At 38.3% G+C, this 20,860-nt stretch carries 18 protein-coding genes and 1 tRNA gene; 3 read left to right on the forward strand and 16 right to left on the reverse strand.

The genetic code is table 11. The features are described from left to right. Nucleotides 1-400 precede the first annotated feature (400 nt). Nucleotides 401-877, reverse strand: a complete 477-nt coding sequence (locus tag AW17_RS19165) for an Lrp/AsnC ligand binding domain-containing protein (protein ID WP_025145395.1) — start codon at nucleotides 875-877, stop codon at nucleotides 401-403. Nucleotides 878-1,223: 346 nt separating this feature from the next. Here AW17_RS19165 and AW17_RS24295 point away from each other — a divergent pair. Together AW17_RS24295 and AW17_RS19170 are read left to right on the forward strand one after the other, a co-directional pair. After that, nucleotides 1,224-1,368 (forward strand) — tRNA-Asp (locus AW17_RS24295). Nucleotides 1,369-1,516: 148 nt separating this feature from the next. Further along, complete coding sequence (locus AW17_RS19170; protein ID WP_029279057.1) at nucleotides 1,517-2,533, forward strand: LacI family DNA-binding transcriptional regulator; 1,017 nt, start codon at nucleotides 1,517-1,519, stop codon at nucleotides 2,531-2,533. Nucleotides 2,534-2,584: 51 nt separating this feature from the next. On the opposite strand, the gene frr is transcribed toward AW17_RS19170, so the two are convergent. The 5 genes from frr to nagA form a co-directional block, all read right to left on the reverse strand. After that, the gene (gene frr / locus AW17_RS19175; RefSeq protein ID WP_029279059.1) at nucleotides 2,585-3,148 is read right to left on the reverse strand and encodes a ribosome recycling factor; all 564 of its coding nucleotides are present in this window, start codon (nucleotides 3,146-3,148) and stop codon (nucleotides 2,585-2,587) included. Between the two features lie 39 nt (nucleotides 3,149-3,187). Then, nucleotides 3,188-3,892 (reverse strand): UMP kinase, encoded by a 705-nt coding sequence (gene pyrH / locus AW17_RS19180; protein WP_029279061.1) that lies wholly within the window; start codon nucleotides 3,890-3,892, stop codon nucleotides 3,188-3,190. A gap of 172 nt (nucleotides 3,893-4,064) precedes the next feature. Next, on the reverse strand, nucleotides 4,065-7,334 hold the full coding sequence (locus tag AW17_RS19185; RefSeq protein ID WP_029279063.1) for a TonB-dependent receptor: 3,270 nt from the start codon (nucleotides 7,332-7,334) through the stop codon (nucleotides 4,065-4,067). A 131-nt stretch (nucleotides 7,335-7,465) separates the two neighbouring features. Next, nucleotides 7,466-8,428, reverse strand: a complete 963-nt coding sequence (locus tag AW17_RS19190; RefSeq protein WP_029279065.1) for an MBL fold metallo-hydrolase — start codon at nucleotides 8,426-8,428, stop codon at nucleotides 7,466-7,468. A 10-nt stretch (nucleotides 8,429-8,438) separates the two neighbouring features. Next, a complete protein-coding gene (gene nagA / locus AW17_RS19195) occupies nucleotides 8,439-9,530 on the reverse strand; it encodes an N-acetylglucosamine-6-phosphate deacetylase (protein ID WP_029279067.1) in 1,092 nt (363 codons plus the stop codon). 85 nt (nucleotides 9,531-9,615) lie between these two features. On the opposite strand from nagA, the gene AW17_RS19200 reads away from it, so the two are divergent. After that, complete coding sequence (locus AW17_RS19200; RefSeq protein WP_029279069.1) at nucleotides 9,616-10,821, forward strand: metallophosphoesterase; 1,206 nt, start codon at nucleotides 9,616-9,618, stop codon at nucleotides 10,819-10,821. Between the two features lie 145 nt (nucleotides 10,822-10,966). On the opposite strand, the gene tsf is transcribed toward AW17_RS19200, so the two are convergent. The 10 genes from tsf to AW17_RS19250 form a co-directional block, all read right to left on the reverse strand. Next, on the reverse strand, nucleotides 10,967-11,812 hold the full coding sequence (gene tsf / locus AW17_RS19205) for a translation elongation factor Ts (protein ID WP_029279071.1): 846 nt from the start codon (nucleotides 11,810-11,812) through the stop codon (nucleotides 10,967-10,969). A 129-nt stretch (nucleotides 11,813-11,941) separates the two neighbouring features. Continuing rightward, nucleotides 11,942-12,802, reverse strand: coding sequence for a 30S ribosomal protein S2 (gene rpsB, locus AW17_RS19210; protein ID WP_029279074.1), 861 nt, complete (start codon nucleotides 12,800-12,802; stop codon nucleotides 11,942-11,944). An 18-nt stretch (nucleotides 12,803-12,820) separates the two neighbouring features. Next, nucleotides 12,821-13,207 (reverse strand): 30S ribosomal protein S9, encoded by a 387-nt coding sequence (gene rpsI / locus AW17_RS19215; protein ID WP_029279076.1) that lies wholly within the window; start codon nucleotides 13,205-13,207, stop codon nucleotides 12,821-12,823. Between the two features lie 3 nt (nucleotides 13,208-13,210). After that, entirely contained in the window at nucleotides 13,211-13,654 is a 444-nt protein-coding gene (rplM, locus tag AW17_RS19220) for a 50S ribosomal protein L13 (RefSeq protein WP_010602007.1), read from the reverse strand. Between the two features lie 395 nt (nucleotides 13,655-14,049). Beyond that, on the reverse strand, nucleotides 14,050-14,589 hold the full coding sequence (locus AW17_RS19225; RefSeq protein WP_029279079.1) for an ORF6N domain-containing protein: 540 nt from the start codon (nucleotides 14,587-14,589) through the stop codon (nucleotides 14,050-14,052). An 80-nt stretch (nucleotides 14,590-14,669) separates the two neighbouring features. Further along, nucleotides 14,670-15,281, reverse strand: coding sequence for a nicotinamide riboside transporter PnuC (gene pnuC, locus AW17_RS19230; RefSeq protein WP_245235108.1), 612 nt, complete (start codon nucleotides 15,279-15,281; stop codon nucleotides 14,670-14,672). Between the two features lie 258 nt (nucleotides 15,282-15,539). Continuing rightward, entirely contained in the window at nucleotides 15,540-17,831 is a 2,292-nt protein-coding gene (locus AW17_RS19235) for a Tex family protein (protein ID WP_029279083.1), read from the reverse strand. Between the two features lie 121 nt (nucleotides 17,832-17,952). Further along, complete coding sequence (locus AW17_RS19240; protein WP_029279085.1) at nucleotides 17,953-19,296, reverse strand: DUF4419 domain-containing protein; 1,344 nt, start codon at nucleotides 19,294-19,296, stop codon at nucleotides 17,953-17,955. 101 nt (nucleotides 19,297-19,397) lie between these two features. Beyond that, a complete protein-coding gene (locus AW17_RS19245; RefSeq protein ID WP_029279087.1) occupies nucleotides 19,398-19,766 on the reverse strand; it encodes an iron chaperone in 369 nt (122 codons plus the stop codon). A 44-nt stretch (nucleotides 19,767-19,810) separates the two neighbouring features. Continuing rightward, entirely contained in the window at nucleotides 19,811-20,383 is a 573-nt protein-coding gene (locus AW17_RS19250; RefSeq protein ID WP_029279089.1) for a pentapeptide repeat-containing protein, read from the reverse strand. Between the last annotated feature and the right edge of the window lie 477 nt (nucleotides 20,384-20,860).

Raw genomic sequence — 20,860 nt, forward strand, 5'->3', positions numbered from 1 at the left:
TTTTGTGGCGTTTTAATCAAGTTTTCTGTTAAGACGGTCGTCACCCTGAATTTATTTCAGGGTCTTTCACGCTAAAAAGATGCTGAAATAAATTCAGCAGGACGATAAAGCGGGATTAGGCGTAAATAAGATATAATTTTCAGCAAATAATTATCGAACTCAGGTTATTAATTGCACAAACCTTTGTTTCTAAACCCGGTAGTAGCGGCAGCCCCCTCCCAATTTTACATCGGGATTCATCGGGGCTATAGCGAATAACGGGACTACTGTTCCCGAAATCTCACTCAGCGTTCATTTCCTGATTATTAAGAATAACTAATAGCGTTTTACCATATAAGGCATATGAGATCATTTAAGCTTCGTGTTCTTAATGAAATCTTTTTGCTTTAGTCTTTGTGCTTTAACCCAGTTCAATCTGACGCTTAATGCTCTCTTCTAACGAGATTAAAGTCTCCGTACGCTGAATACCGTTCACGGCCTGTATTTCTTCGTTTAAAACGTGGCGTAAGTGATTGGTATCCCTGCAGATAATTTTGGCAAACATACTGTAGGCACCGGTAGTATAATGCAATTCTACCACTTCTTTAATTTTGCTCAATTGCGCAACTGCATCTTTGTACTGGATTCCTTTCTCCAGGTAAATACCCAAAAAGGCACAAATATCATATCCAGCCTTCTGCGGGTCAATGATTAAGTGCGAGCCCTTAATAATTCCCATTTCTTGCAGTTTCTTCATCCTAACGTGTATCGTTCCGCCCGAAACAATCAGATCTTTAGCGATTTCTGTATAAGGTTTAGTGGCATCCTGCATCAATTGTTTCAATATATCGATGTCGAGGTTGTCAATTTCTAAATTGGAATTGTCTTTTTTAAGCATATTTTTGAATTATGATAAGCGAATTTACGAATATTTATCAATATTATAAAAATAAAATTAAATGTTTAAAATATTTGCAAGGTATTGGTTGTTCCTTTACATTTGTATCAAGCAATTAATAAAAAGGAAACGTTCTTTCAAAATTGCATAACATAATGTAGGGTGGTGAAACAGGCAGACACACCTCCTTGTCTCGGTGGCGGAGAATAATGGGAATATACCGGTTTCGGTACTAACCACTCCTTGAAGGTTCGATTCCTTCCCCTACAGCGGCTTTAGTCCTAAGTCAAGAGTCCATAGTCTTTAGTAGACTTACGACTGCAGACTTTGGACTAATGACTAAAATTGTTGGGTGGTGAAATTGGCAGACACGCCTCCTTGTCTCGGTGGTGGGGAATAATGGGACAAACGCAGTTTATTGGGTTGACCACAAATTAATTTTTTGAACTGTAGCTAACTACCCCTTGAAGGTTCGACTCCTTCCCCAACAGCATTTTTTATGAATAATAAGTTAGTTAATCGAGCAATCCTGGATAGGTTGCTCTTTTTCTTTTTTAGGCTATTTTTTTTCGTATCCCTCCTATATTTATAGATATATTGTTATATTACAGATCAACTTTTATTCGTTCAATGCCTGTGATGAAGAAACGTGTTTCGATTAAAGATATCGCTAAACAATTAAATATTTCCATTACAACCGTATCGTTTGTAATTAATGGGAAAGCAAGAGAAAAAAATATTAGCGAATCGCTTACCAAAAAAGTTTTAGAACTGGTTGCTGAATTAAATTATCAGCCCAATACTCTTGCAACAAGTTTAAGAACAGGCAAAACAAAAATTATCGGATTCTTGGTTGATGATATTTCTGAACCTTTTTTCTCGGGTATAGCACGCCGAATTGATGAAATTGCATCGAGCCTTGGTTATAAGATACTTTTTAGCAGTACCAGAAACGATACCGAAAAGGCAATAGAATTGCTGCAGATTTTTAAAGACAGGCATGTTGATGGCTACATTATGGCCTTGCCTGAGGGATTAGAAGAAGAAGTTAAAAAATTGATTCAAACAGACGCCCCAGTGGTCCTATTCGATCGGTATGTACATGACGTTAAAACAGATTATGTAATAATCGATAATCTAAGCAGTACCTACGAAGCTACCGAGCACCTCATTAAGAATAATTATAAAAAAATAGGTTTTGTAACCATCGATACTTTACAGCAACAGATGGTAGACCGCTTGGCGGGTTACGAAAGTGCTGTAAAACAATATAACTTGCCGGCAATTGTAAAGAAGATTAAATATGTAAACTCTGCCGAATCAATTGAGGAGATGATAAAGTTTTTTAAAGCAGAGAAACAGCTAGATGCAGTAGTTTTTGCAGCCAACTATATTTGTTTAGACGGTTTAAGAACTTTTAGAAAACTAGGTATTAAGATCCATAAGGATATGGCTGTTGTTTCTTTTGATGATTTCGAAATCCTGGAGTTTTGCGAGCCTCCAGTTACGGCTATTGCACAACCTCTTGAGGCCATTGCAGAAAACGTGATGAAAATTTTATTGAACAAGCTTAAGAAAGTAGGAAAGCCTGTCGAAAACATTCAGGTGTCGTTACCCACTATCTTAAACGTTAGGGGCTCAAGCGTAAAGCAATAAAAAAGGGAATAGATTTAAGTCCATTCCCGTTCTGATTGCATTTTATACAGATTAAACTGTCATTACATCTTTTTCTTTAGCTTCGGCGTGTTTGTCAACCTTGATGATATAAGCATCGGTTAACTTTTGCACTTCGCCTTCACCTGTTTTAATCTCGTCATCAGAAACACCTTCGCCTTTCAGTTTTTGAATTTTGGTATTGGCATCTTTACGGATGTTACGAACGGTAATGCGGCCTCTTTCGGCTTCTTCCTTCACTTTTTTCACTAAGTCTTTTCTACGCTCTTCTGTTAAAGGCGGCACAACCAGGCGGATAACAATACCATCATTTTGTGGATTGATACCAATATTGGCTACCTGAATAGCTTTTTCAATCGCAGTTAAAAGTGATTTTTCCCAAGGTTGGATTACGATTGTTCTGGCATCAGGCGTATTAATACTGGCTACTTGTGATAATGCTGTAGCTGCGCCATAATAATCCACGAAAATACCATCCAACATTCCAGCTGATGCTTTACCAGCTCTGATTTTAGTTAATTCAGATTCACAATGATCGATGGCTCTATCCATTGCAGATTGAGCATCCATTAATTGTAATTGTATGAGGTCGTTCATAATTGTGTGTATTTCTACAAAAATAATAATTTTTATTCCTTATTTAACCAGGGTTCCAATAGGTTCGCCATTGGCGATTTTCATGAAATTGCCATGTTTGTTCATATCAAACACAATAATCGGCACTTGGTTTTCCTCGCAAAGGGTAAATGCGGTCATATCCATTACATTAAGCCCCTTATCATAAACTTCCCTAAAAGAAATTTCATCGTATTTAGTGGCCAGCGGATCTTTTTCAGGATCGGCCGTATAAATTCCATCAACACGTGTTCCTTTTAAAACAACATCAGCTTTGATTTCGATAGCACGTAAAGCTGCTGCAGAATCGGTTGTGAAGTATGGATTTCCCGTTCCTGCACCAAAAATAACCACACGGCCTTTTTCTAAATGGCGAACAGCTCTTCTGCGGATAAATGGCTCACAGATCTGCTCCATTTTAATGGCAGTAAGTAACCGTGTTTTAATGCCCACTTTTTCTAACGCATCTTGCAAGGCCATAGAGTTGATAACTGTTGCCAACATGCCCATATAATCGGCCTGTGCCCTGTCCATCCCACTTTTTTCGGCGCTTAAACCTCTAAAAATATTCCCTCCTCCAATTACGATTGCGATTTCTAAACCTTTATCGTGTACGGCTTTGATATCTTCTGCGTATTGTTTAACGCGTTCATTATCAATTCCATATTGTTTGTCGCCCATTAGCGATTCTCCGCTAAGCTTTAATAGGATGCGTTTGTATTTCATGACCTCAAAAATATTAACATTTTTTTAATACCAAGCTATGCTTTTTAATAATTGATGTAAATATTTAAATAGAAATACTGATTTAAAGAAAAAGGAACAATACCCTGAGATATTGCTCCTCTTATTATATTACTTTTATTGAAGATGGCGAGCCATAATAATCTGTTTAACGTTAGTTAAAGATGTAACGGACACCAAACTGTGCCTGCCAGCGCGAAATCTGGTCAGTAATATTTTTATACGTTGTAGTATATGGGGTTAAATTTGCTTTGTCTTGATATGGAAAAGAATAAGTAGGTTTTCCTGAAGCAGGGTCTAAACCTTTATAGGCTAGCAATACCGCCGTGTTATAAGTAGATAAAGGGATATTTGGTGTTTGATATAGGCCCCAGTCGCTATTTAACATATTACCTAAGTTGATAATATCCAATGTAAACTGAAGTGTATTTCTTTTTCCTTTAGGACCGACAAAAAAATCCTGTGCGATGTGCAGATCGGCTCTTTTAAAGTACGACATGATGGCACCGTTTCTTTTTGCAAATTCGCCCCTGTGTTTGCTCAGGTAACTATCTTGATTGATGTAAGCATTTAACTGGTTCCAGATCTGTGCCGGTGTACGGGTATCGCCTACAAAATCAGGAACCAAAGTAATATCGCCTTGATTTTGTGGGATGTAAAGCAGATCATTTGCGCCGCCGTCGTTGTTAATGTCGCCAGATGAAACATAGCTGAACGCACCATTATTGGCCGATTCGAAAATTAAACCGATTGTGGTTGCTGCATGTTTAAAATATTCTCTTTTGTAGCTTAATGAAGCAATAACTCTATTCGGTTGGATGAAATTGGTGTTGGCTAAAACATCCGAGTTTGCATCTCCTGCAATGGCCCTTTGCGACCAGATTGAGCTTGCTGTAGAACCGCCATCGTTCACAGATCTAGATTGGCTATAAGTATAGGCCGCACTTGCATTAAATCCGTTTAAAAAAGATTTTTGTAGTTGGCCCGTGATGAAATACGAATAACCTTTTTTGGTATTCTGCATGTAAATAAACGGCGATATAGAAGGGTTTGCCGCAGTTGTACCTGTTTGTGTAGATTTTGCGGTGTAACGTTGTTGTCCTTCAATGCCTGGAAGTGTGACCAAACCTGTAGAATTATTAGGCAATGCTGCATTTGAGAAATTTACAGCATTGATATCTTTGGTATATGAGGCCTCTATGGTTGCAATGATACCCATTGGTAACTTCTGATCAACAGCAACATTGGTTCTCCAGATTTGAGGGTATTTGAAATCTTTAGAAGTTGCGTCTACTTCATACGAAGTATTGGCATTAACTGTACCTGGAGCAGGGCGGTTTGCATTTACATTTGGATTAAAAATCAATCGGGGATCTCCAACGGTTGAAACAGTACTTGAGCTGAATAGGGTCCCGGTGTTAGAGGCCTGGTTAGAGATCCAAACATAAGGCACCTGACCGGTAAAAATCCCTGTACCGCCTCGCAACTGTGTTGTTTTATCACCAAAAACGTCATAATTGAAACCTACACGTGGAGAGAACAATAACTTTTTGTTTGGGAATTTTGAAATATCTACCTGCAAACCGTTTTGAAAGGTTAGTGCCGCCAAATTTGGATTCGGATCTAACTTGGTAGGGAAATAGGTATAATCTGCCCGTATACCGTAGGTTAATTTGAAATTATCGCTTACCTGATATTTATCCTGTGCGTATAAACTCAGGTTATAAGACGACATTTTTGCGAATGGAAATGCACCATCCGCCAATGCAGAATTGCGGTAAGAATAACTTACAGCAGGTGCATTGTTCATAAAATCATCGGCAGTTTTGAAATAATACAGACCATTATAGTTTGGTGCAAAACCATTTAAAAATTTATTCAACTGGTTACTGGTCCCAATGGTGATTTCGTGTTTACCGGCATAGATCGAGAAATCATCAGAAAACTGATAAATGTCGGAGTTTAATAAGTTGTTTGCTGTAAAAACTTCGTAGCCGAAACTCGTTAAAATGCCTCCATTTCCGTTACCAATATCAACCATTGGTAGTTCAGCGCCATTTGAAGCCCGAAAATCTCTTAAGGCAGAATAACCAAGCGTTAATTTGTTCGACATGCTGTTCCCAATCCTGGTGTTTAACTCTACGATACCAATGTTAAAGTTATTGTTGATGGTGTAACTCGATCCAAAGTAAGGCATAGAGGTTGAAGAAGGCGAACGGCTACCATTTAAGCCTGCCGGGATACCCGAACCGCTGGCTACCACCTGTCTGTTCGATTTTAAGTAGAAATATTTCGCGCTTAAAGTATTGTTGGCATTGATGTTCCAATCTATCTTCGCGGTTATTTTATCACTTTTCGTCTCGTATGGATAATTCTCGTATGGACCTGTGGCATAATTGTACTTGCTCATTAAATAGTTCGATAGCTTATCTAAAGTTGCCGCATCTGCTGCTGAAACATTGGCTCCTGATAAACCTGGTCTTGAAGCTACAAAGGAGGTAGAAGGCGTGCTGATCCGCTCTTGTTCGCCCGAAACAAAGAAAAATAATTTATCTTTAATGATCGGTCCGCCAATATTTAAACCACGTTGGTTATACTTGAAGTCTACAACTGGTATTTTTGTAACCCCTGCTGAGTAGCCTGTTAAATCGGTCCCTCTCGTATAGTAATAGGCCGAACCCTTAAAGTTATTTGTTCCCGATTTTACAATGGTATTGATGCCCGCACCGGTAAAAGACCCCTGACGAACATCGTAGGGTGCAATATCTACCTGAATTTGTTCAATCGCATCCAGTGATATCGGCTGAGAGTTCGCCTGTCCACCTAAACTACCAGATAGTCCGAACGAGTTGTTAAACAGGGCTCCATCCACGGTTAGGTTATTATAAGAACCGCTTCTGCCACCAAAACTTAAGCCGCCAACGGTTGTCGAATTTGCTGATGGGGTTAGTTTGGTAAAATCGGATAATGAACGGCTAATCGTTGGCAAATTATCAATCTGCTGCCGGGTTATGGTTTCCCTTGCCCCCGTTCTGGATGAGTTTATTACTTTATCCTGCGTTCCCTTTACTACAACATCGGCTAAGTTTTGCGATGTTTCGGTTAATGAAGCATCAACCCTTAAATCCTCTCCGATAGTTGTGCTTAGATTTTCTTTAACCAGCTCGTTATAGCCGATATAGCTTATTTTAACGGTGTATGGCCCACCTACACGTACGTTCGGTAAGTTGTACCGCCCATCGGCCCTGGTAATTGTTGCGTATTTTGTACCTGATGGAATATGCACAGCGGTAACTGTTGCACCAGGAATTACCCCTTTTTGATCTTTAACTGTACCAATAAATGATGCAGTTGTAACCCCCTGAGCAAAACCACCAATGGTTATTGCAATCATAAATGTGAATAATAGTAGTAGTTTTTTCATTAGTTTATGTTTTTTTGTTGGCGATAAAGCAATTATAATTTGTTATTGCCCTACGGCGCTTAAAATTATGATGTTTTATTCGCTTTTTTACAAAAATACATGCACTTAATGCTGCTAATGTTCTATTTAGATTAATTAATTGTTAAGTGCTTGCCCTGTTCGGGTAAAATCAGTATTAAATCTTTCAATTTCCCTGAAATCAGTTGCTTTTTTACCTTTTCAGCAGTTTTCTGTGGCGGTTTAATGTGTGTTACAATAAAAGATATTTTTTTAAAAGCTTTTGAATCAGTTAAACTTTCGAGTTTTGATAATTCACTATAAAAAAGCTTTGGAGTAAGGTGTCCGAATAATTGTTTATCAGGTTGTTCATTGGGGAAAGAAACCTCCAGGAAAATTGCTTTTAACTGTCCTGCATTAATAATCGGCGCTATAGTTTGCCATAAGTTGGTGAGTTTGTCCGATTTTTCAATTTCATCTGCACCGGTATCACCAAGGTACAATACATAACTATCATTGTGACTGATCAAAAAAGCAGTGCTTTTATAGGGATTGCCATGACTTAACTCAAAAGCCCTCACTTTCATTTCCGTTCCATCAAGCGGATAAGTTTCACCTTCATTAAGTGGTGAATAGGTATACTTTTTTAATTGTGGCTTCTCACCTTCATTAGCAAAATTGGCCCAGGCATCCCATGTAAAGTATTTATCCCTCAAAATATTCAGGACAGAAGGTATTCCGTAGATGTTTTTGGATGTATCGGCCGGAGCGTTGATAATCAAACCGGCTACATGATCTAAATGGGCATGTGAGATCAAATATCCCTTAATCTGTTTTCGCTGAATCTCTTCGCTTATTCCTCTTAATGATTTATATCCAATGGCCTTTTGAATACCGGCATTTATGGTACCTGCATCTAAACAAACGTAACTTTCGCTGCCTTTTGGAGCAATCATATAAGAGGATAAATTACTCTCATCATCTCCGCCCTTCACTCCGAGGGGTATTATTGTAAAAGCAGTACCTATTTCTTGTCCCCAAGAATTACTGGTATAAACTGACAAGAATATTATCGCTGCGAGGATTTTTTTGAACATGTTAAATTAATTATATCGTTTCGCCTTTAAATATGACCTCTTTTAAATTCAGGTCATCATCAAGTACCAATAAGTTTGCCTGATGCCCGGTTTCTATCGTTGCAGTAAGATTTTCGATGCCGATCAATTGGGCAGGGTAGCGCGTTCCCATTTTAACCGCATCGTTTAAGCTGATGTCACAATGTAATACGCAATTTTTAACAGCTTCTAGCATCGTGAGCGATGAGCCGGAAAGTGTACCATCAGGCATAACATATTTATTGCCTTTTTGAACATGCTGATACGGCCCTGTTGAACAAGCAGTAACCGCATCGGTGATGAGGAACAAACGTTCTTTTAAAAGTTTTTGGGCAAACTTAACCACTTCGAAATCTACATGCTGGCCATCGGCAATAATACTGGCCATAGCTTTGTCGTGGCTAAAAACAGCGGTCGGGATACCCGGTTCGCGGTGATGGATAGGACTCATGGCATTAAAAAGGTGTGTGGTGGTCTGGATGCCTTTGTTATAAGCAGCTATTGCCTCATCGAAGGTTGCATTACTATGTCCTAAAGAAACCAATACTCCATTAGCTAACAAATATTCGATCACTTCGTCATCCTGCAGTTCTGGGGCAATGGTCATCATTTTAATTACGCCATCCCCAAAATCAATTAGTTTCTTAATTTCATCTAACGAGGCCTTACGTACAAAGGCCGGAACATGGGCACCTAAGCGCTTTGGATTTAAAAATGGCCCTTCTAAATGTAGCCCCAAGAAATTTTTTGCAGCTGTACGGTGTTCTTTAGCTGCTTTGATACATTCATCAAAAACTTCAGGAGAATTTGTTGCCATGCAAGCTAAAAAGCCTGTAGTACCTTTTTTAAGCAGGTCATTTTCCATGATGCTTAATGATTCGGTGCTTGGCTCGGCTGAAAATAACCTGCCGCCGGCACCATAAATCTGTAAATCTATAAAACCTGGTACAACGAGCGAATGGCTGGTTTCATTGTAGTCGCTTTCCTTAATATTGGAAATTAGAGCGCCATTAATTATGATGTTCTGACTCTTTTTTAAATCGTTGCCCTTAAAATAGGAGGTATTGGAAATTACTTTAGGCATATCAAACGTTTGAGTAAATTTAATCTTACACGGTCAAAGTTAAATATTGTAGCTATATATTTGGGTAATAAGATAAAATAACCAAATGAATGAAAATCAGTCTAATAGAAGAGGTTTTTTAAAGGCCGGACTAACTTTAGGTGCTGCTACTTTGGTAGCTCCAGCAATAGCGATTGCAGATGTACCCGCTGAGGAAGAAGGTTTTAAAATTGCAGTAGGTCCTTATCTCCAAACCAATTTCAATAATGAAATGACCATTCTTTGGTTAACCAATAAAAATGCTGCGGGTTGGGTAGAATTTGGGGAACAGACTGATCAGCTGAGTCAAAAAGCATACGGAAAGGCCGAATTGGGTTTAATGCAGGCTAATAGCAAGTTAAATGCCGTAACGCTCAAAAATTTAAAACCAGGAACAAAATATTATTATAAAATTGTTTCCAAAGAAATTAAAGATTTCCAACCTTACAAATTAACCTATGGTGTAACGGTAAGCAGTGCTGTTGAAGAATTTGTGAATGCAGACCGAGCGAAAGAGGAGGTTTCATTCTTAATGATGAATGATACGCACGATCGCCCGGAATCAATCCCTCAATTGTTAGCGCTTGTTCCCGATAAGAAGCAAGACTTTATTTTCTTTAATGGAGATATATTCGATTATCAAACCGATGAGAAACAGATTATCGAACATATGCTGCAACCCTGTGTAGATAATTTTGCAAAGCGTACACCTTTTATCTATGTAAGGGGCAATCACGAAACACGTGGTAAATTTGCACGTGAATTTCCGCAGTATTATATGCATGTTGGCCATGCAGCTTTTACCTTAGGGCCTGTTCGCTTTGTAATTTTAGATACTGGTGAAGATAAAGAAGATGCGCATCCAGTATATGCCGGTATTGTAGATTTTGATGATTATAGAGCTCAACAGGCTGAATGGCTGAAAACAGAAATAAATTCAAAGGAATTTAAAAAAGCACCGTTTAGAGTTGTATTGATGCATATTCCACCACGCTTTTCGGGCGATGCACATGGACCAAAACATTGCACTGAGCTATTTGAGCCATTGTTGAATCAGGGTAAAGTTGATTTGGTTTTAAGTGGTCATACCCATAAGTACATGGTGCACCAACCTGATAAAGCATTAAACCATTACCCTTTAATTATTGGCGGCGGGCCAAGGACAGGAACAAGAACAATTACCAAAATAAAAGCTGATAAGAATAAGTTAGTAGCGAGTATGCTCGATGATTCTGGTAGGGAAGTGGGCGCTTATACTGCACTTAGAAAGTAGACAAATACTATCGTCATGCTGAATTTATTTCAGCATCTTTCTCACAAATCAGACCCTGAAATAAATTCAGGGTGACGACTGGAGGCATAACGCATAAAAAAAGCCCCAAGAAATTGGGGCTTTTTAAGTATGTTTTTATTAGTGCTTATGCACCTAATTGTACACGTTTGAAAGCCGTTACTGTTAAACCTTTAGAAGTGTTATCTAAATATTTACGCACATCGATAGAACTATCTTTAACAAACTCCTGGTTTAATAAAGTACTGTCTTTGTAGAATTTATTCAATTTACCAGCAGCAATTTTCTCAACCATTTCTTCTGGTTTACCTTCTTGACGGATTACGTCTTTTGCAATCTCGATTTCACGTTCGATAGTAGCAGGATCAACACCGTCTTTATCAACAGCAACTGGGTTCATTGCAGCAATTTGCATCGCAACATCTTTACCAGCTTCAGTAATATCTGCACCATTAGCGCCTTCAAATACCACTAAAACACCCATTTTGCCATTAGAGTGGATATAAGAAACGATTTTTTCACCAGATATATTTGCGTACTCCTGAATAACGATTTTCTCTCCGATTTTACCGGTTAGTTCAGTTATGGTTTCGGCAACTGTACGTCCATCTTCCAAAGTAATCGCTGATAATTCTTCAGTAGTAGCAGGATTGTTGGCAACTGCAGCAGCTAAAACAGTCTGAGCTAGATTACGGAAATCTTCAACTTTAGAAACCGGCTCAGTTTCACAAGCTAAAGCAACTAATTTGCCATTTGTGCCATCCGCTGAAACATTGATTGATACTAGGCCTTCAGAAGTAGCATTACCAGAACGAGCGGCAGATACTTTTTGACCTTTTTTGCGCAATAAATCAACAGCAGCTTCGAAATCGCCATTAGCTTCTAATAATGCTTTTTTGCAATCCATCATACCAGCACCAGTTTGTTGGCGTAGTTTATTTACATCAGCGGCAGTAATTTGTACTGTAGACATTTTATTTCCTTTTTTAAATTTTACAATCTTGTTATAACAATTACAGGTTACAAGTTACAAGCGCCAAGTTAAACTCATGTTAAGCCAACTTAAAACCTGAAACCAGTAACCTGCAATTAAAAAATATTACTATTCTTCTGTTTTAGTTTCTTCTGATGAAGGAGCTTCAACTTCTGCTTCAGCAGTTACCTTTTTAGTAGTTGGTCTTTTTTCACCAGCTGCTCTAGGCTCTTTTGATTCAGGTGCATCAGCTGCAACTTTCGCTGCTACTGCTTCTTTTTCAGCTTCATCATCTTTTTCGCGTTTACGCTCATCTAAACCTTCTTCAATAGCTTTGATAATTACATCAGTAATTAAAGAAATTGATTTTGTAGCATCATCATTCGCCGGGATAGGGAAATCGATGTTAGAAGGATCAGAGTTAGTATCAACCATCGCAAAAGTAGGGATGTTTAATTTTAACGCTTCAGTAACTGCGATGTGTTCTTTCTTAACATCAATTAAGAATAAAGCTGCAGGTAAACGGTTTAAATCAGCAATACCACCTAAAAGTGATTCTAATTTAATACGCTCACGTTGAATCATTAAACGCTCTTTTTTAGATAAGATCGAATAAGTGCCGTCTTTAGTCATTTTATCGATGTTAGACATCTTTTTGATTGACTTGCGAACAGTAGCAAAGTTAGTTAACATACCACCTAACCAACGCTCGGTTACGAAAGGCATGTTTACTTTTTTAGCTTGTTCAGCTACGATTCCTTTTGCTTGTTTTTTTGTTGAAACAAATAATACTTTACGTCCTGATTTTACGATTTGTTTAATCGCAGCCGCAGCTTCTTCAGTTTTAGTTAAAGTTTTATTTAAATCTATAATGTGAATTCCATTGCGCTCCATGAAAATGTAAGGAGCCATTTTTGGATTCCATTTACGGGTAAGGTGACCAAAGTGTACACCTGCATCCAATAAGTCTTGATAAGTTGTTCTTGCCATTGTCTTTGCCTCCTGTGATTAACGTTTACTGAATTGGAATTTCTTACGAGCTTTAGCACGTCCTGGTTTCTTACGCTCAACCATACGCATATCACGCGTCATTAGTCCTTTAGCACGTAATGCAGGTTTTTTCTCCGCATCTAGTTCAACAATCGCTTTAGCAATAGCTAAACGAACAGCTTCTGCTTGTCCTTTTACTCCACCACCCTGTACATTTACAGTGATATCATAACGACCTACAAGTTCAGAAACTTCTAAACTTTGGTTTACGATATATTGCAAAGGTAAAGTTGGGAAATATACTTTGTGATCTTTACCGTTAACGGTAATTGCGCCAGCACCATCTTTTAAGTAGATACGTGCAACAGCTGTTTTTCTTCTTCCTGAAGTGTTAGTAACTGACATTTCTTAAAGTTTAATGGTTTTTGGAGATTGAGCCGCATGAGGGTGAGTTTCACCAGCATACACAAAAAGATTGGTGTATAATTTTTTACCCAATTTAGTTTTCGGTAACATACCACGTACCGCTTTCTCGATTACACGTTGAGGGTGTTTCGCCATTAACTCCTTAGGAGAAATAAAACGTTGACCACCTGGATAACCAGTATAAGAAACATATTGCTTTTCGCTGAATTTGTTTCCTGTCAATTTAACCTTGTCTGCATTAATAACGATAACGTTATCGCCGCAATCTACGTGTGGGGTGTACTCAGGCTTGTTTTTACCACGGATGATCATAGCGATCTTCGATGACAAGCGCCCCAAAATCTCGCCTTGCGCATCAACAACAATCCACTGTTTGTTAACAGTTTTCGCATTGGCCGAGACAGTTTTGTAACTTAACGTATTCACTTGCTTGTATTTAATTTATTAAACAATTTATTATTCCCATTAAATTTGGGACTGCAAAGATAGATAGAATACTTTTATTATCAAATAGTTGATTGAAAAAAGTTTTGGATTTTTACCTTTCGATCGTCATGCTGAATTTATTTCAGCATCTAATAAGCTGTATCTTTTTGAGGTTGTGAAAAGCAAAACCAGAAATTCTTTTGATTGGTTCCAGCCTGGCTTTACGCTAAATCTTTTTTGTTTTTTTAAGCTTTGACAAATTTCTTGCCCCGGTGCTATTAATTTGTCAAAGCAAAAAACAAAAAAGGATATCGCTACAATCCCGTTTAAAAACCCTGGCTAGTACAATTATTAAAGGTTAGGAGTAAAGTGTATAAATATTTAATACTATAATATCACAAATCATCAGGCATGTAGCCAATCCTTTTCCTTGGTCCAATTTTCTTATTGATGAGTCTGTCCAAGTAGGTGAAAACTAACTCGATGTTTTTATCATGATTATTCAGCGTCTTTTTAATCTCTTCGATTTCAAGTTTGAGCTCGCCATTATCAATAATAAATTGACGGATACGGGAGAAAATCCTTACAATTTGAATATTTACTTGAATCGCTTGCTTACTATTTAATACACTCGAAAGCATGAGTATACCATGTTCGGTAAAAACATTAGGTAAATAGGTTCTTCCACCTCTTTTACCTTTTGAGGTCACAATTTGTGACCTCAAAGATTCCCATTCTTCAACGGTTAGCTGGAACATGAAATCATCGGGGAAACGTTCCATGTTTCGGCGGACACTTTGATTTAAAACCTTAGTTTCTACACCATAAAGCGCTGCCAGATCACTGTCGAGCATCACTTTAAGACCTCTTAGCTCGTAAATTTTATTAACTACAATATTGTCAGGGATGATAGGAAGCACTTGTTTAGCTGTCATATCATTTTTGGATTTGAATTGAAGATACAAAAATAGATTTATTTACATTAAGGTTTAATCCAAAATATTTTAAAATACGCTCATGCCGTTTTAGAATAGCTCCGGTATTCCCTTATCCAGTGCCACAATGCAAAAGCAGCAATTATGGTGAAGATGAAATATTCTACCCCCATAAACTTGATGCCTTTTAAAAAGTACAGGTAAGTAGCTACAATATCGATAATCAGCCAGATAATCCAACATTCTACTCTTTTCTGGATCATCAGAAAAGTGGTGATTACACTCATTACAAAAATAAATGAATCGACAAAAGGATAAGCACTTGGCAGGTTGAAGAGTAGCGGAAGCCAATTGTGGAGCTGACTGGCTAGGGTACCCATCAGCAATGTGCCAACAATACCTATAGCCAGTAAGATTAAAAACTGCCTTACAGGCATAAAACTAATTTTAAGTTCTTTGTTTTTGTCTTCTTCTTCTGGTTTTGGATTTGTCCATCGCCACCAGCCCATAATGTTGGTTATAAAAAAGAAAACCATCAAAAACATATCGGGGTAAAGCTGGTTTTGGTAATATAAAAAGGCGGATAAAAATACATTAACAATGCCAGCGGACCAGCTCCAAACGCTGGCTTTTGCTGAAAGAATAACTGAAATAATCCCCGTAATTACCGCGAAGAATTCCAGATAGCTCATTTTATATTCAAGAACCGTGAAAAATATACTTTTGGCATCGAAAAAATCCATCTTTTTCTTCTGAAGGTCTACAAAATGCTAATGTATATAATTTATTTGTAGCAAATGATTTTTGTACCACCCAAAAGGTGGCAGCAAAGTTTGCCACAGAAAGACTGGAGATACCTTTGTTCAGATGTAAATCTATCTTATGTCAGTCTGAGCCTGTCGAAGACTCGTTAAATACTTCGACAGGCTCAGTATGACAATCGATGGAAATTATTTAAACATCCCTTTCAGCTTTGCTAATTTTTCCTGCAGATCGCCATCAGCGTCTTTGGGCTCATTACGTGGCTTGAAATTGGATTTACTGTTATTCTGCTTAAAATCTTGTTTCGGTCTTTCTTCCCTTGGCTTTCTGCTTTGGTCTTTTTGCTTTGAGCTTTCTTCTGTTTTCATCGATAGCGAAATCCTTTTGCGTGCTGCATCAACTTCCATAACCGTAACTTGGACCTTTTGGTGTACTTTAACCACATCATTTGGGTTAGCCACAAAGCGGTTAGCCAGCTGACTGGTGTGAACCAATCCGTCCTGATGTACGCCGATATCAACAAAGGCACCGAAATTGGTAATATTGGTTACAATTCCAGGGAGCTTCATGCCCACTCTTAAATCTGAAACCTCATTCACGCCATCGGTAAAGCTAAAAGCTTCAAACTGTTCACGTGGATCGCGGCCAGGTTTTGCAAGTTCTTTTAAAATATCCGTTAATGTTGGTAAGCCGATTTCTTCGGTTACGTATTGCTGTGGTTTAATCTGTTTTTGCAGTTGCGTATCTTTCATCAAAGCGGAAACGGTAGTGCCAAGATCTTTCGCCATTTTATCTACTACGGCATAACGCTCAGGGTGTACACCACTGGTATCCAAAACATTTTCTGCATTGCGGATGCGCAGGAAGCCTGCTGCCTGCTCGTAGGCTTTATCGCCCAAGCGTGGTACTTTTTTCAAACTTTCACGGTTTTTAAAAGCACCATGCGTATTTCTATAGTCTACAATATTTTGTGCTAAAGTTGGACCCAAGCCAGAAACATAGGCTAAGATCTGTTTTGAGGCCGTGTTTAATTCTACACCAACAGCATTTACCGCACTGATTACCGTATCATCCAAACTTGCCTGTAATTTATTCTGATCTACATCATGCTGGTATTGACCAACACCGATAGATTTCGGATCAATTTTTACCAATTCTGCCAATGGATCCATTAAACGGCGACCGATTGAAACCGCTCCCCGTACGGTAATATCCTGTGTAGGGAACTCTTCTCTGGCCACTTCCGAAGCCGAATAAATCGAAGCGCCGCTTTCATTAACCATTACAATAGTGATGTGGGGTAAATTTAACGCACGAACAAAAGCTTCGGTTTCTCTTCCTGCGGTACCGTTACCAATGGCAATGGCTTCAACATGATGTTTTTCACAAAGCTGTTGGATAGTAAATTCGGCATTTTTCACATTCCCTTGTCCGGTATGCGGATAAATGGCTGTATTCTCTAACAGTTGACCTTGTTTATCTAAACAAACCACTTTACAACCGGTACGGAAACCTGGATCGATAGCCAGTACATTTTTTTGTCCCATTGGAGCTGCCAATAACAATTGACGTGCATTTTCGGCAAAAACCCGAATGGCTTCTTCATCCGCTTTCTGTTTGGTAAATACACGAAGTTCGGTTTCCATGGCCGGTTCCAGCAAACGTTTATAGCCATCTTCTAAAGCCTGTTGAACCTGCTTTGAAGCTGCATTATTGCTTAAAATAAACTGGTTCTCTAAAATAGCAATGGCATCTTCTACTGGTGGAAGGGCGTCTAATCTTAAAATCAGTTCCTTTTCGCCACGGCGCATAGCCAGAACACGGTGTGATGCAGCTGTTTTAACGGGCTCGCTCCATTCGAAGTAATCTTTATATTTAATACCTTCTTCTTCTTTTCCTTTGATCACTTCTGATTTAAAAACAGCTTTTTCCTGAAAATAAGTGCGCATTTTGGTCCGCGCCTCCACATTTTCAGAAATCATTTCGGCAATGATATCCCTTGCACCCGCTAAAGCTTCGTCGAGTGAGTTTACACCTTTCTCAGCATCGATAAATTTATCAGCTGATGCCTCTAAATCAAAAGTATTTTGCTCAAATATCTGCAAGGCCAAAGGTTCTAATCCTTTTTCTTTTGCAACTGATGCACGTGTTTTACGCTTAGGTTTAAATGGCAGGTAAATGTCTTCTAAAAGCGAAATGGTTTCAGCTTCGTTGATCTTTTTTTCCAGTTCGGGGGTTAACTTGCCAAGCTCGGTCATCGATTTCAAAATCGCTTCCCGGCGCTTGTCTAAATCGCGTAACTGCAAAACCCGATCACGGATTGCAGCTACTTTAACCTCATCTAAACTGCCTGTGGCCTCTTTACGGTAACGCGAAATAAAGGGTACAGTTGCACCTTCATCTAACAGATTTATAGTTGCCGTTACTTGTTTTTCTGCAACTTTTAATTCGGCTGCAATTATTTTATGGTGGGTTAACATATCCTAAAGGTAAAAATTAAAGGAAGCAAAGCTAATCAGGATTTGTGGGATTTAATGATTTTTAGCATGAAGTTTTCCACCGAAATTTGTGAGTAAGTTTTTGAAAAAACAAGGATTCTATTTACCGGCGTTCGATCATTTTTCCATTTATGATCAGCCAGTTGTTGGGAAACAGTTTTACAAGTCTTTGCTTTTCAGCCTCTGTAATCTGTCCGGTAAGTTCTAATCTTCTGATTTGAATTTTACCCAGTTCGTCAGGAATAGCAATATTTTTAGTGAACTTAATCCTCAGCGTGCCTATGCTTTTTAATGCATACAGCTCTTTTGGAATTTCACTGATATTACTCATTGAAAGATCATCGGCGCTGGTTTTATTGCCAAAAACGGAAGTTTCGGATGGTGCTCTGTCTTTATTTACAATAGCCCAGCTCATTTCCGGTTTCATAGTGAAATCTTTGTTGTTTTGGGATAAACCGATAAAACCCGCCCAGATTTCCATATTGTGCTTTGTATGGTGCTGCTCGTCTTCCAAAATAAATGGAACTTTTACAATTTCAGAAGCCAAACTGTTTACGCTCGTAATCGGCTTTAAACCTGTTTTATTTCCTTCTTTGGTGTAAGGGAAAAACTTTACAATCCATCCGTCGATTGTGTTTACCGTTCCATATTTCTTTTCGGTATGGTATTTTACCATGTTCATCCAGAAGTCCTTATCTACTTTTCCTTTTTTAGCCGCTATAATTTCTTCGAGAATTGGGATGAGCTCATTTGTCCACCAATCTAGTTTGTACTTGGCAAGGTATTTGGTCTTTTCCAGTAATTTTTTCCAATCCTGGGTTGTGCCTTCTATGGTGATTTTCGGAATTCCACAACCAATGATAATCACTTTGAATTCGAAATAAGATTTTACGGCTTCCATAATCGTAACCTGGCTCACAATTTTTGAAGTTGGTGTAGTTGTAGTAAAATCGGAAGTTAAAATGCCAACCAATTTTTTGCCTGTATAATCGTTAATCTGCTCGTTAAACTGCGGAAAAATTGATGCCCAATCTGATTGAGGACTGCCAATCTGGATTTTATTTGAAACAATAGTCAAGGTTTTTCTACCCTCAAAGTTTACCATCTGCGACCTGAGTTCTTCTGCATTTTGAGTGATATGCCGGGCAAAACCCTGGCTGATCAATAACCAGAAAATATCGGGAGAAATCACAAATGGCCTGTGATCTATATATGAATTTAAAATGCCCGTTAGGAAAGGGTGCTCACCATAATAAACCAAACTGTCGGGTAGATTTTCAACATTTCTTTCTACATCTGCTTTCAACACTTTGAGTATTTCCGAAGTAGGAACAACAGGAATAAGTTTTGCTGGTTTCGAAAGTGTTTCAATTTCTACAACTGTTGTTTTCTGGCAAAATGATTTGGTAGAGATAAAGAGGACTAGGAGTAAAAGTATTTTTTTCATCTGTTTGGCGTCGGTTTAGTAAGGTTTTACCAAACGGATGCTTTTTTGAACTGTTTTCCATAATTATGCCTCTATTTTTCCCAGATAGGAAGCCAGGAATATTATGACTTTTTCACTTTCTCTAAATCTCTTTCTGCTTTAAACTTGGTGATTCTGGTAATCAGATCTAGCGGTAAAGGTTTGTCTAAAGGAAACTGTACTGCTCCTTTACTCCATTTATACTGGGTAAATTCTTCTTTAAATGCTTCAATTCCTGAACCGGTTGGATAAAAGCCAATGTGTTTAGCATAGCCCGCAAAATAAACCAGCACCGTGTTTTGTTTAAAAGCGGGCATACCATAACTGATTACTTCTTTGGCTTCTGGTACGGCTTTGTGTATAGTTTCACGGATTTGCTGTAATAGCTTTTGCGTTTCTATTGGGAAATTAGCAATGTATTGATCAATGTTTTCTGGTTTGGGCTGTTCCATGGTCGGTGGTTTTGTAAGCTGAATTTACAAAATTTCTTAAAAACCTATTCGCTGATCTGAATATCGTATTTCTGTAAAAGGCCTGCGATGCCCGATTTTGAGAATCTTGCTTTTTTAATCCTATTGTTATCCGGATCGATGGAATAGTTATATGCGGTCCTAAAATCTGCTTTTTCGAGGATAGTCCTATCGAAAGTTGCGTTTAATAAATCGCAGTTATCGAGTACTGCGCTGGTTAAGTCGCATTCGGAAAAATCCACCTCGTGCAATTGTGAATTTTTGAAGTTCGTTTTCTTAAGCTTCAGTTTGTAGAAAGAGGAATGGTCTAGTTTACAATTACCGAAAGAGAATGCCAGCCCAAAATCATTGCAGTTTTCGAACCTTAATCCGAGCATTTTACAGTCTTGAAAGTTTACATCAATAAATGAGGTTTTGGTAAGGTTTGCCATACTTAAGTTACAGGAGATAAATTCGCAGTCTAAAAGCTTAACGCCGCTTAAATCTGAACTGGAGAAATCACAATTGATGAATTTACAGTTTTCGTATTCTGCTTTTGGCAGTGCCCGTAAGGTAAAATCGGCTTTTTCAAAGGTTTGATCGGTTATGTATTCGGACATGGAAGGAGTTTCTTTGTGCGACGAATATAAAAATTATCACGCATTTTTTTTGCTTTGAGCAGGAAACTGAATTGTGTTTCTTATACAGGCCATGGTTCACTAAACCTGACAGAAATGGAAATACTTTTTGGTGCGTTTTACGGGAAAAGATTGCTTCTTCGTCCCCCTCTCGCAATGACGATAAATGGAGTAGGTAACCGGCCAAAAAGATTGCAATGAATGGCGGGGCTGATGAAACCGAAGGATTACTGATGTTGATTTTCAAATTTTTATTAATGTAACTATCTCTAAAAAGCATAGCAGAGCGTTACTAATAACCTGAGTTCGATAATTATTTGCTGAAAATTATATCTTATTTACGCCTAATCCCGCTTTATCGTCCTGCTGAATTTATTTCAGCATCTTTTTAGCGTGAAAGACCCTGAAATAAATTCAGGGTGACGACCGTCTTAACAGAAAACTTGATTAAAACGCCAC

This window comes from Pedobacter borealis DSM 19626 (assembly GCF_000708285.2).
GTDB classification, from domain to species: domain Bacteria; phylum Bacteroidota; class Bacteroidia; order Sphingobacteriales; family Sphingobacteriaceae; genus Pedobacter; species Pedobacter borealis.